Source organism: Amycolatopsis sp. NPDC104775 (assembly GCF_055583325.1).
The window spans coordinates 333,195-344,956 of record NZ_JBVJOE010000002.1 but is presented as its reverse complement, the minus strand read 5'-3'; the positions used below and the strand labels follow the sequence as shown (position 1 = coordinate 344,956).

Genomic DNA, 11,762 nt, shown 5'->3' with positions numbered 1-11,762 from the left:
TGCCGAGTCCGACGGTAGCCCACTCGCGCAGCCTTGGCAGCCTGTCCCGCAGGGTGGCCTACTACTCTCGGACCCCGTGACCGCCCTAGACGACGTCCTCGCCGCACACGGCGCCGCCGTCCGCCCGCTCTACGAAGTGCTCGGCCTGCTGCGCAGCGGCTCGTACGAACTGGCCGACCTAGTGCGGCTCACCGCTGCCCCGCGCCGAAGCGTCGAAGACCTCCTGGCGGCGCTGGAACCGGACCTGGAACGCTCCCCCGCAGGCATCCGGATCGCCCCTGATTCGCGCGACACCTACGCGGCGTACTCCCTGCCGGCCCTCTCCGACCCCCTGGACGCAGCGGTCGCCGCCCAGCCCGCCCTGCTCACCATGCTGGCCGAACGAATCGCCGCCGTCCCGCCCCCGCTCGCCGCGCTGGACCACGTGCAAGCGACCCCGGAGACCGTGCTGCGCCGCGCGTTGTGGCTGAACTCTCGCTACGACCTCCGCCGCAGCAAGGTGCTGTTCCTTGGCGACCACGACCTGACCTCCCTGGCTGTACGCGCCGTATGCCCCGAAGCCGAACTGTCCGTAGTGGACCTGGACGAACGCGTTCTGTCCTACCTGGACACCACCGGCGAACGCACCATCTTCACCGCCCACGCCGACCTGCGCGTGGGCCTGCCACCCGCCCTGACCGGCAAAGCAGACCTGGTCTTCAGCGACCCGCCCTACACTCCCGAAGGCATGGGCCTCTTCGCCGCCCGCGCGGTGCAAGCTCTCCGCGAACCCACCGAAGGCAGAATCCTCCTCGCGTACGGCTACAGCCCCCGCCACCCCGCACTAGGCGCACAAGTACAGCGCTCCCTAGCCACCCTCGGCCTGACCTTCGAAGCAATCCTCCCGGACTTCAATCGCTACACCGGTGCCCAAGCAATCGGCAGCGCAGCCGATCTGTACGTCTGCCAGCCCACCGCGAAGGCGAAGAAATCGTTCGCCCGCAAGGGAAGCTCCGCGATCTACACCCACGGCCCCCAGTCAGTAGAATCAGCCGCGACGAAACCGGGCCTGCTGGCCGCCGCCCGGGAAATCGCCTCCGAAGGCGGCCTGGCCCTGGAAACCCGCCCCGTAGGGTGGGCCACCTCCGGCCCCGAAGGCGACGCCATCGCCATGGACCTCTCCGCAGACCCCGGCCCGTGGCTCCTGCGCACCCTGCTAGGCACAAACGCCCGCCGCCTGGCGCTGCTGCTGCCGAACAACCACCCCGACCTAGCGGACGCCGCCGCCCAAGCGTCGCTCACCTCGCTGGTAGCGGACAAATACCGGCTCCGCCTGCTCCGCAGCACCCCGGACAACCGCCACGCCATCGTCGCCGCCGACCTGGTCGACCACCCGTCCGAACTGCTCACCCGCGCCCACGCCCGACTGGCGAACGCCGCCCTGAACGTCCCCGAGGACCTGGCCGACCTCCGCCTGGTGGACGTGCCCCGGCACCGGCTGGCGGAGTTGCTCCCCGGCTGACCCCGCGCGTCCGTGAGCGGCCAGAACGAAGCAGCTTGAGCGGCTAGAGTGAAGACACCGTAGCGGCCAGATTGCAGTCACTCTAGCGGCCAGATTGAAGATCATCTCTGTACTTGAGCCAAATTTGAGCGCTTGAACTGCTAGAATAACGGACTGTGATCCCACGAACCGACCTACTCGGCAGGCGTGCGCAGGGCTTGGTCGCCGAGGCGCTCGGCGACACCCGAGTCGTCTTGATCAACGGTGCGCGGCAAGCGGGCAAGAGCACGCTTGCCCGCTTGATCGCGAACGACTCGTCCGTCGAGGTTCGCAATCTCGATCATCCTCAGGATCTAGCGGCGGCCCGCGTCGACCCGAGCGGGTTCGTCGACTTCGACAGGCTGATGGTCATCGATGAGATCCAGCGAGCACCGGAGCTTTTCCTGCCGATCAAGGCCGCGGTCGACGCAGACCCTCGCCCGGGTCGCTACCTTCTCACCGGCTCGTCACAGATCCTTGCCCTTCGAGGCCTCCCCGACACCTTGCCGGGCCGCAGCGAAACCATCGAGCTATGGCCGCTCTCGCAAGGCGAGATCGACGGAACCTCCGACGATTTCGTCGACGCCGCGTTCACGCTGGGTCCCGATCTCCACCATCGCTCCAAACTCGGCCGTCGAGACTACGCCGACCGAGCGGTCCGAGGAGGGTTCCCCGAGGCGGTCCGGAGAACCGCACCACGCAGGCGTGCTCGTTTCTTCCAGTCCTATCTCGAAGACTTGATCACCCGGGACATCCGGCAGCTGGGCGAGATTGAAAAGCTCGCTCAACTTCGTACGCTGCTACGGCTTCTAGCAGGCCGGAACGCCGGTTTGCTCGTGCCGAACTCGCTCGGGAACGACGCGGGCCTGACCTATCACACCACTCAACGGTATCTCAGCTTGCTGGAAGAGATCTTCTTGATCAAGCGGATCCCCGCGTGGTCCCGCACCGTCACCGCGCGCGCTGTCGACACGCCCAAGGTCGTGTTCGTGGACACCGGGATCGCGGCGGATCTAGTGCAAGCCGAACCCGCCGCCCTCATCCGGCCGGGCGGCGAATTCGGCTCTCTGCTCGAAGGATTCGTCCTCATGGAACTCGCCAGGCAGCTGACGTGGTCCGACCACCGGGCCGAGTTGTACCACTACCGGACGAAAGACAAAGTCGAAGTGGACGCCGTCCTCGAAAATCCGCGCGGCCAAGTAGTCGCCATCGAAGTCAAGGCAGCCACTACTGTGACCTCCGGCGATTTCCGCGGCCTCCGTCATCTCGAACAACGGCTCGGGGACGACTTCCTAGCCGGTTATGTGCTCCATACCGGACCCGGCACACTTCCGTTCGGAGCGAAATTCCGCGCACTGCCCATCAGTGCGCTATGGCAGCTCACAGTTTGATCAGCCTCTAAAACAACCCCTCCGCCAATTCCCGATAAACCCGACTCACCTCATCGTCATAAACCTGCAACCGCACCCCCGGCAACCGCGGATGCATCTGGTACTTCCCCGTAACCACCTGCACCACAACATGATCCGCCCCAGCCGCCCGATGCTCCTCCAACCGGGCAGCGATCGCGGACACATCCCCCATGGCCACCAAATCGTCAATCAACCGATCAGACCCAGCCAAATCCTCCTCCCCATACCCCAACCGCCGCAAATTGCTCACATAATTCACCAACCCCAAATACGGATGCTCCACCCGAGGCCTAGCCACGCCCCGGGCCCGAGTCAGATCCGGATCCAGAACAACCTTCTGCTCCGGAGCCACAAACCCGCCCGCCCCCAACGCCTCCCGAGCCATCCGGGTATGCCGCGGCGGAACCAGATACGGCACCACCCCGCCAGCCCGCTCCGCGGCCAGCTTCACCATCTTCGGCCCCAACGCGGCCAGCACCCGCCCGGAAACCGGCACCCCACCGTCGTCCAGCGCATCGAGAAACCGCCGAACCGCGTCCATCGGCCGCTCGTACCCCGCCGACTGCTCCCGATGCCCAGCCCCGATCCCGAGCACGAACCGTCCGGGGAATCGCGAAGCCACCCGCTGATACGAGGCAGCCAGCACCGCCGGGTCCCCCGACCACACATTGACGATGCTCGACCCCACCACCAACGACTCGGTAGCCGCCAGCAACTCGTCGATCCCGGCGAGATCCACTCCAGGGCCGCCGAGCCACAGCCCGGAATACCCCAGCTGCTCGATCTCGGCGGCCATCGCCGGAGTAGTCAGCGCCCCGGCCTGCCACACGCCATACCCGCGCAATCCGATCTTCATAACCCCACCGTGGCAACGAAAAAATGGACCAGCAAGTCCAAAACGCAACCACGAAAACGGGCTCCCCAGCACCACCGCCGGGAAGCCCGTTCCGAGAAGTGAAAACCGTCAGCCAGTCACGCCATCCTGCTCAGCCGCCTTGGCCACCGCGGCCGCCACCTCCGGCGCGACCCGCGGATCCAGCGGACTGGGCACGATCCGGTCCCGCCCCAGATCGTCCGAAGCCACCGCCACGATCGCCTCCGCGGCCGCCAGCTTCATGTTCTCCGTGATCGCCCGGGCCCCGGCGTCCAGCGCTCCCCGGAACACCCCGGGGAACGCCAGCACGTTGTTGATCTGGTTCGGGAAGTCGCTCCGCCCCGTAGCCACGATCGCGGCGTGCTGCGCGGCGACCGCCGGATGCACCTCCGGATCCGGGTTGGACAGCGCGAACACGATCGAGTCGTCCGCCATCGTCGACAGCAGCTCCGGGTCGATCGTCGCCCCGGACAGCCCGAGGAACACGTCCGCCCCGCGCAGCGCCTCGGCCAGACCGCCGGTCAGCCCGGCCTTGTTCGTGGTCTCCACCAGCTGCCGCTTGATCGGGTTCAGGTCGTCGCGCCCGGCGTGCACGATGCCGCGCGAATCCAGCACCGTGACGTCCGCGACGCCGGCCGCGAGCAGGATCTTCGCGCAGGCCACCCCGGCCGCGCCCGCTCCGGACACCACGACCCGCTCGCCGGCGATGTCGCGGTCGAGCACCAGGTTCGCCCCGCGCAGCGCGGCGAGGGTGACGATCGCGGTGCCGTGCTGGTCGTCGTGCATGACCGGGCAGTCCAGCGCTTCCTTGAGCTTGTCCTCCAGCTCGAAGCACCGCGGCGCGGAGACGTCCTCGAGGTTGACCGCGCCGAACGACGGGCGCAGCCGCACCAGGGTCTCGACGATCTCGTCGACGTCGGTGGTGTCGAGCACCAGCGGGATCGAGTCCAGCCCGCCGAAGGTCTTGAAGAGGACCGATTTGCCCTCCATGACCGGCAGCGACGCGCTCGCGCCGATGTCGCCGAGGCCGAGCACCGCGGTGCCGTCGCTGACCACCGCCACGAGCCGGTCCGCCCAGGTGTAGCGCTTCGCCTTGGCCGCGTCCTCGGCGATCGCGCGGCTCACCTTCGCCACGCCGGGCGTGTAGGCGATCGAGAGGTCGCGCGGGTCGGAGATCGGCCGGGTCGCCGCGACGGAGAGCTTGCCGCCCTCGTGCCCGGTGAAGATCTCGGCGTCGGTCACGGCCGCGACGGTGCTGGCCTGGTCGGTCATCGGAGAACCTGTCGTGGGATTGACGGAAACGGGCGGATGGGTCTGGGTCATCGAACGTACTCCTGGGACTGCGATCGGGGGACCACCTGGTCGACGGGGGCGGAAAACGCGCGCGTCGAGAGTGGGAACTCGTCCTCCGGACGGCAGCCCAGCGCGGTAGCGCCGGCCTGTCGGCGAGGCGTCTGCGCGGCCATCCGATCCGTGGGGTGTGGCGATGGCCGCCGACGCTGCGGTCCGTCAATCATGACAGGCGCCCGGCCGGGCCCGACCCCTCGGTGCGGTTCATGTCACAGATTCGCGCTTCCCAAGACGTCCGTCCGGTTTCGTAAGCGGTTCCGTTCCGGGTCCGGAATTCACCCTCGATAGGGTGGTGGCCATGGATTTCCGCCCGCTCAAGGTCTCCGGCGCGTTCGAGTTCGTCCCGCGCGTGTTCCCCGACGAACGCGGATTGTTCGTCGCGCCGTTCCAGGAGGAGGCGATGGTTCGCGCGGTGGGGCATCCGCTGCGCGTCGCGCAGACGAACCACAGTGTTTCCCGCGCGGGCTCGATTCGCGGCGTGCACTTCGCCGACACTCCGCCCGGACAGGCGAAGTACGTCTACTGCCCGCTCGGATCGCTGCTGGACGTGGTGGTGGACCTGCGCGTCGGCTCGCCGACGTTCGGCGAATGGGACGCGGTAAAGCTCGACTCGACCGAGTTTCGCGCGATGTACATCGCCGAAGGAATCGGGCACGCCTTCCTCGCGCTCGAAGACGACACCGTGATGACTTATCTCTGCTCGGAGCCGTACAACCCGGCCGGCGAGCACGGCGTCAATCCGCTCGACCCGGCGCTGGACCTGCCGTGGCCCGCCGGACTGGAGCCCATCGTGTCCGAAAAGGACAAAGCGGCGCCGACCCTGGCCGAAGCGCTCGGCCAGGGCCTGCTGCCGTCTTACACCGATTGCGTGGCGTACTACGAAAAGCTGCGGTCAGCGCACCGCTAGGCGCGCACGCCGTCCTCGGCGATGACCCGTTCGATATTGCGCTCGGCCAGCGCGGTGATCGTCACGAACGGGTTCACGCCGGTGCTGCCCGGAATCAGCGAACCGTCCATCACGTACAGGTTCCGATAGCCCTTCACGCGCCCGTAGTTGTCGGTCGCGTCGCCCAGCACCAATCCGCCGAGCGGGTGGTAGGTGAAGCGGTTCTCGAACGCCCGGGTGTCGCCGAAGAGGTCGTAGCGGTAGATCGTCGAATTCGCCTGGTTGATCCGGTCGAACAGCGATTTCGCCGCGTCGATCGACGGCTGCCCCTGGTCCGGTGTCCACTGCAGTTTCGCCGAATCGCTCGCCGCGTCGTAGGTGAAATGGCCGCGTTCGGGGTTCTTGGTGATCGCCAGGTACAGGCTCGCCCACGTTTCGAGCCCGGCGGGCACCGGCGCGATCTCGGCGAACACCGGATGTGCCGGGTTGTCCCAGTCGTCGATGCCGAGCGCGGGCATCCCGGCTTCCAGGCTGCCGGTCGTGTCCCAGACGTGGTTGGCGCGGCCGAGCATCACGTTGCCGTTGGTGCCCCAGCCTTGCCCGACGGCCTCGGACAACCGCGGCAGCCGTCCGGTGTCGCGGGCGCGCACCAGCAGTTCGGTGGAGCCGAGGCTGCCCGCGCCGAGGAAGAGGTACTTCGTGGACAGATGCTTGGTGGAGAGCACGTTCCCGAGCGCGTCGGACTCGCGCACGACCAGCGTGTACGTGCCGTCCTGCTGCTGAATGATCTCGCGCACCTCGTGCAGCGTCTGAATGGTCACGTGCCCGGTGCCGAGCGCGGCGGCGAGATACGTCTTGTCGAGCGAGCGCTTGCCGTGGTTGTTGCCGTAGATGACCTCGGACGCCAGCGCTGAGCGTTCGACCGTGCCCGCCTCTTCCTTCTTCATGTACTCGAAGTCGTAGACGCTCGGCACGAAGGTGGTCTTCAACCCGGTTTTCTGCGCGGCTTTCCGGGAAACCCGGGCGAATTGGTAGGACTTGCAGGTCTCGAACCAGTCCTCGTCGATGTGGTTGACGCCGAGGCCCGCGTTGGCGCGCGGGTAGTACTTGCCGTACATCTCGTCGGCGTCCACCTGCGGCAGGATTTCCTCGAAGTACGAACGCTTCGGCTGCACCGCCATCGCGCCGTTCACCAGCGATCCGCCGCCGACGCCGCGGCCGACGTACACCGACATCCCGCCGTAGTTCACCCGGTCCAGCACCCCGGCGTACGGGTCGATGTCATGGTTCGCGACGTCCAGCCACAGGAACGACGCGAGCGGCGCTTCCGTGCGCTTCTTGAACCACATCGACCGCCGGTCCGGTTTCAGCATGTCGCAGAAGACCTTGCCGTCCGGGCCCGGTTCGTTCCACAGCTGGCCCATTTCGAGCATCACCGTGGGCACGCCCGCCTCGCCGAGCCGCAACGCGGTGACCGCCGCGCCGTAGCCGGTGCCGATCACCACGGCGGGCGAATACTCCGGCAGCGGCGCGACGGTCGCGGCACGCGCGGTCGTCGCCGAAATGCTGGTCAGTCCGAGGGCCGCGGCGGAGTTCAGCGCGGCGAGGCCGAGAAATCGGCGACGGTTGAGGGAGGCCATGCCCGGCATGCTGACGTGGTGCCGCGCACCCTGGCAAGGTTAAAACGAACGCTATTCGCATTTGCCCAGTAAACGGTGTTAAGTTTCACTCGGCCGGGGGAACGGGACGGACAGGTTGCGCCGGTCAGGCGGCTTTCCGGGGCGTGACCCACACCGTGATCGTCGCGGTGACCACCTCGGTCCCGCGGGCGTCCACGATCCGCACCGGGACCGGAAGATCGAATCCCTGGTCGCCGAACTCCGGAATCTCCGGCAATTCGGCGATCGCGCGGAGCCCGGTTTCGGCCTTCGCGACATAACTCACTTCCATGCCCTTGGGCAGCCACCGGTGCGTGGCCGGAACCGTGGCCTCGGCCAGCATCCCCATCGCGATCTCGGCGAGGTTGCAGGCGGCGATCGCGTGGAAGGTCCGGATGTGGTTGTGGACACCCCACCACTTCGGCGCGGTCACCGAACAGTGGCCGGGGCGGATCTCCCGGATGGTCGGCAGCACGGTGCCGAAGTAGGGCACGCGCAAGCACATCGCGGCCGAAAACAGCTGCTTGCCGCCGGGTTTGGCGACCAGCTTGCGCCACAGCCCGTACGTCGACGGCGTACCCATCAGTCCTCCCGAAGTGAAGTTACTCTCCAGTAGCGAAGCACACGACGAACCTGCCGGGCAAACCCGCCCCGGCTATATTCGGCCGCGTGGCACATCGGCTCTTTCTTCTCCGGCACGGCCAGACCGAGTGGTCGTCGAACGGCAGGCACACCGGGCGCACCGACATCCCGCTGACCCCGGCGGGCGAGGACCAGGCGCGCGCGGCGGGCGGCACCCTGCGGACCCTGCTCGGCGGACCCGGGCTGGTGCTGTCCAGCCCGCGCGGGCGCGCGCTGCGCACGGCGGAACTCGCCGGCCTGCGCGTGGACGAGGTCACCGAAGATCTGGCCGAATGGGACTACGGCGACTACGAAGGCGTCACCACGCCGACGATCCGCGAGACGGTTCCGGATTGGACCGTCTGGACGCATCCGGTGCCCGGCGGCGAAAGCGCGGAAGACGTACAGGCGCGCGCGGACAAGGTGCTCGACCGGGCCCGGCGCGAAATCGAGAACGGCGACGTCGTCCTGGTCGGGCACGGGCATTTCAGCCGCGTGCTCGTCGCCCGCTGGCTCGGCCTTCCCGGCGCCTCGGGTGTCCACTTCGGACTGGACCCGGCCGGTCTCGCGGTGCTCGGCGACGAGCGCGGCGAACCGCAGATCGAACACCTCAACCTGCTGCCCGCCCTGGAGGGATGAAGTGACCGACCCCCGCGTACGGCGGATCCGGCCGGAAGACGTCGACGCCGTCGTGGAGCTCGTCTACGCGCTGGCCGAGTACGAACGCGCTCCGCAGGAATGCCATCTCACCTCCGAACAGCTGCACGGCGCGCTGTTCGGCGAGGCGCCGGCGCTCTTCGGCCACGTGGCCGAAGTGGACGGTGAAATCGCCGGATTCACCTTGTGGTTCTTGAACTTCTCCACCTGGCGCGGCACGCACGGGATCTACCTGGAAGACCTGTACGTGCGCGAGGAACAGCGCGGTTCGGGCCTCGGCAAGGTGCTGCTGGCGACGCTGGCCGCGGAGTGCGTGGCCAAGGGCTACCACCGGCTGGAGTGGTCGGTGCTGAACTGGAACCCGGCGGTCGGGTTCTACCGGGCGCTGGGCGCGCTGCCCCAGGACGAATGGTCGGTGTACCGGCTGACTGACGAGCCGTTGAAGGTGCTGGCCAAAGAAGCGTGAGTGCTGATCGCGGGGAGAACCGCGATCAGCGCTCACGAGCTTCACGGCGTCGGCAGCGGCAGCCCCGGCAGGCTCTGGTCCCGCGGCACGATCCCGTCCACCAGATAGTCGTCGACGACCTTGTTCACAGCCTGGTTCCCGCCGATCCCGTAGATGCCGTGGTCGCCTTCCCCGGTGACGGTCAGCATCCGCGAGTTCTGGAACGCGGCATGCGCCTGCCGGGCGCCCTCGATCGGCGTGGCCGGGTCGTGTTCGGACTGGACGATCACCACCGGCGGCACGCCTTTGCCGGTCAGCACCGGCATCGGCCGCGGCTGACCCGGCCAGAACGCGCAGACCTGCAGCCCCATCCACAGCGAACTGTGCAGGGTCACGCCCCGGTCGAGGTATTCCTGCGACCGGCGGATCAGCGATCGCCGGTCGCCCTTCCACGGCCCGTCATTGCACAGGGTGGTGATCAACGTGGACACCATCGCGTCATCCGCACCGGCCTCGGCCGCTACGCCCATCGGACCAGACTTCTTCGCCTCCGCCAGCGTTGTGCCGAGCGTCTCGCGGGCGGCTTCCTTGGCCGGGGCCGAGGCCCGCGCGTCGGTCAGCGTTTTGACCCGGACCAGCACGGAGGCGATCGTCGGGAACTGGCTCTTCGCCTTGAGCGCGCCGACGAGGAAGGAGTCCAGCGCCACCGCCCCGAGCTTCGTGCCGTTCACCTCGACCGGCTCGCGAGTCAGCGCGTAGCGGACGCTCTCATAGGTCTGCCGGGCCGCTTCGCCACTGGCGCCGAAGTGGAACTTCGCGTCGTAGCGAGCCAGCCACGGCAGGAAATCCTGCCGCCAGCGGCGTTCGTAGCCCACCGGCTGGAAGTCGAACGACTGCTGCCAGGTGCCGGTGAACTGGGTCGAGGAGTCCAGCACGAACCGGCCGGTGTGCCGCGGGAACTGCTGGGCGTAATGCGCGCCCAGCCAGGTGCCCGCCGAGTACCCGATCCAGTTGATCCGGTCGCGGCCGAGCAGGGTCCGCAGCAGGTTCAGGTCCCGGACGTTCTGGAAGGTGCTGATCAGCGATCCGAGCTCGCCCGCGGCTCGGTGGCAGGCGGTCGCGACGTACTGGACCGCGTCGACGATCTGGTTCAGATTGCGCGGATCGCGGTCGCGCGGGTCCAGATCGGCTCCGGTGCTGGCCGCGCCGCCGCAGGTGACGGTGGTGCTGCGACCGGTGCCGCGGGTGTCGATGCCGATGATTTCCTGGTGCTCGCGCAGCTTTTTCTGGCCGCGCAGCAGGACCGGGAACCAGCGGCCCGCACCGCCGGGTCCGCCCGGGTTGGTGAGCACCGAGGCGGTCGCCGGACCAGTGGACTTGAGCCTGCTGATCGCGATGGTCAGGTATTGCCCGTCGTCCGGACGGTCCCAGTCCCGCGGCGTGCGATAGGCGGAGCATTCGAGCCCCGAGATGTCAGTGCCCGGTGGCAGGTCGGCCAGCTCGCCCGGGGCGCAGGCGTGCCAATCCAACGTCTGCCCGGCATAGCGGGCCGGGATCGTGGCGGTGTCCGCCGCTGCCGGTACCACCCCGGCGAGCAGCCCGCACACGACCGCTGAGCTGGTCACGACGAGACGCAGTCTCCTCATGGGTTCCCCTCTTCGGAATTCGGGTGAATTCGGTTGCGCAGTCCCGATTCCATCGGCTGAGGGGGTGCCGCTGACAGTGCCGCCGCGTCACCGCCGGTGATGACGTGACGTCACTGTCGCTCAGTCCTGTTCGCGCCGCTCCCGCTCGGCGCGCCGGCCCGCGAGACCGCCGCGCTCGGCGGCTTCTTCCTCGGTCTCGTCGTCGTGCATGCCGAGCGCCCAGGCCCGCGACGGACGGCGGAACAGCAGCACCAGCGCCGCCAGCCCGCAGAGCCCGATCGGGACGCCCCACAGCGGCTGCCCGGACGGCCCGAGCAGATACCAGCCGACCCCGATCAGCAGCAACGCCACGACGACGCCGGGCGAACGCGCCCAGGTCTGGCCGAGCAGCAGCCCGACCGAAGCGGCCAGGAAGACCAGCGCCAGCACCGCGTAGGTGCCGAATTCGGCCCAGACGTTGTTGCCCGGGATCGGCGGGGTCGACAGTCCGTGCACCAGCAGCACCACGCCGAGGACCAGCAGGCCCAGCCCGGGCAGTCCGGTCAGGACGCCGGCGAGGCGGACCTCGAACGGGGTGGGCGGCGGGTTCTCGGGATGCGACACGGGCGCGGCCCTTTCAGCTGCGGGCGGGGGCACAGCCACCCGACCAGCGCGAGTCACCGTGCGTGAGCACTACTGATCGTATGCCACCCGG

The 11,762-nt window shown here is 68.2% G+C and carries 11 protein-coding genes; 5 read left to right on the top strand and 6 right to left on the bottom strand.

Annotated features, from left to right (window positions below; genetic code table 11):
• Positions 1-76: 76 nt before the first annotated feature.
• Positions 77-1,501, top strand: a complete 1,425-nt coding sequence (locus ACZ63D_RS10415; RefSeq protein ID WP_465354001.1) for a bis-aminopropyl spermidine synthase family protein — start codon at positions 77-79, stop codon at positions 1,499-1,501.
• 155 nt (positions 1,502-1,656) lie between these two features.
• Positions 1,657-2,910 carry an ATP-binding protein gene (locus tag ACZ63D_RS10410; RefSeq protein WP_465354000.1) on the top strand — a complete coding sequence of 418 codons (1,254 nt, stop codon included), beginning with the start codon at positions 1,657-1,659 and terminating at the stop codon, positions 2,908-2,910.
• Between the two features lie 7 nt (positions 2,911-2,917).
• Here the strand turns inward: ACZ63D_RS10410 and ACZ63D_RS10405 are convergent, their stop codons facing one another.
• A complete protein-coding gene (locus tag ACZ63D_RS10405) occupies positions 2,918-3,787 on the bottom strand; it encodes a TIGR03620 family F420-dependent LLM class oxidoreductase (protein WP_465353999.1) in 870 nt (289 codons plus the stop codon).
• A 108-nt stretch (positions 3,788-3,895) separates the two neighbouring features.
• Positions 3,896-5,077: an NAD(P)-dependent malic enzyme gene (locus ACZ63D_RS10400; protein ID WP_465353998.1), complete on the bottom strand. Its 1,182-nt coding sequence runs from the start codon at positions 5,075-5,077 to the stop codon at positions 3,896-3,898.
• A gap of 376 nt (positions 5,078-5,453) precedes the next feature.
• On the opposite strand from ACZ63D_RS10400, the gene ACZ63D_RS10395 reads away from it, so the two are divergent.
• Positions 5,454-6,062: a dTDP-4-dehydrorhamnose 3,5-epimerase family protein gene (locus ACZ63D_RS10395; protein WP_465353997.1), complete on the top strand. Its 609-nt coding sequence runs from the start codon at positions 5,454-5,456 to the stop codon at positions 6,060-6,062.
• On the opposite strand, the gene ACZ63D_RS10390 is transcribed toward ACZ63D_RS10395, so the two are convergent.
• Both ACZ63D_RS10390 and ACZ63D_RS10385 read right to left on the bottom strand, forming a co-directional pair.
• On the bottom strand, positions 6,059-7,681 hold the full coding sequence (locus ACZ63D_RS10390; protein WP_465353996.1) for a GMC oxidoreductase: 1,623 nt from the start codon (positions 7,679-7,681) through the stop codon (positions 6,059-6,061). The genes ACZ63D_RS10395 and ACZ63D_RS10390 overlap by 4 nt on opposite strands.
• 124 nt (positions 7,682-7,805) lie before the next feature.
• Positions 7,806-8,282, bottom strand: a complete 477-nt coding sequence (locus ACZ63D_RS10385) for a hotdog fold domain-containing protein (protein WP_465353995.1) — start codon at positions 8,280-8,282, stop codon at positions 7,806-7,808.
• 86 nt (positions 8,283-8,368) lie between these two features.
• On the opposite strand from ACZ63D_RS10385, the gene ACZ63D_RS10380 reads away from it, so the two are divergent.
• Positions 8,369-8,959 carry an acid phosphatase gene (locus tag ACZ63D_RS10380; RefSeq protein WP_465353994.1) on the top strand — a complete coding sequence of 197 codons (591 nt, stop codon included), beginning with the start codon at positions 8,369-8,371 and terminating at the stop codon, positions 8,957-8,959.
• A 1-nt stretch (position 8,960) separates the two neighbouring features.
• The gene (locus ACZ63D_RS10375; protein WP_465353993.1) at positions 8,961-9,443 is read left to right on the top strand and encodes a GNAT family N-acetyltransferase; all 483 of its coding nucleotides are present in this window, start codon (positions 8,961-8,963) and stop codon (positions 9,441-9,443) included.
• 41 nt (positions 9,444-9,484) lie between these two features.
• On the opposite strand, the gene ACZ63D_RS10370 is transcribed toward ACZ63D_RS10375, so the two are convergent.
• Positions 9,485-11,068 (bottom strand): alpha/beta hydrolase, encoded by a 1,584-nt coding sequence (locus ACZ63D_RS10370; RefSeq protein ID WP_465353992.1) that lies wholly within the window; start codon positions 11,066-11,068, stop codon positions 9,485-9,487.
• 120 nt (positions 11,069-11,188) lie between these two features.
• The gene (locus tag ACZ63D_RS10365; RefSeq protein ID WP_465353991.1) at positions 11,189-11,671 is read right to left on the bottom strand and encodes a hypothetical protein; all 483 of its coding nucleotides are present in this window, start codon (positions 11,669-11,671) and stop codon (positions 11,189-11,191) included.
• Positions 11,672-11,762: the final 91 nt, after the last annotated feature.

Coding starts and splice junctions, on each gene's coding strand:
- ACZ63D_RS10405 (WP_465353999.1), bottom strand. CDS start 3,787: ATGAAGATCGGATTGCGCGGGTATGGCGTGTGGCAGGCCGGGGCGCTG.
- ACZ63D_RS10400 (WP_465353998.1), bottom strand. CDS start 5,077: ATGACCGACCAGGCCAGCACCGTCGCGGCCGTGACCGACGCCGAGATC.
- ACZ63D_RS10395 (WP_465353997.1), top strand. CDS start 5,454: ATGGATTTCCGCCCGCTCAAGGTCTCCGGCGCGTTCGAGTTCGTCCCG.
- ACZ63D_RS10390 (WP_465353996.1), bottom strand. CDS start 7,681: ATGGCCTCCCTCAACCGTCGCCGATTTCTCGGCCTCGCCGCGCTGAAC.
- ACZ63D_RS10385 (WP_465353995.1), bottom strand. CDS start 8,282: ATGGGTACGCCGTCGACGTACGGGCTGTGGCGCAAGCTGGTCGCCAAA.
- ACZ63D_RS10370 (WP_465353992.1), bottom strand. CDS start 11,068: ATGAGGAGACTGCGTCTCGTCGTGACCAGCTCAGCGGTCGTGTGCGGG.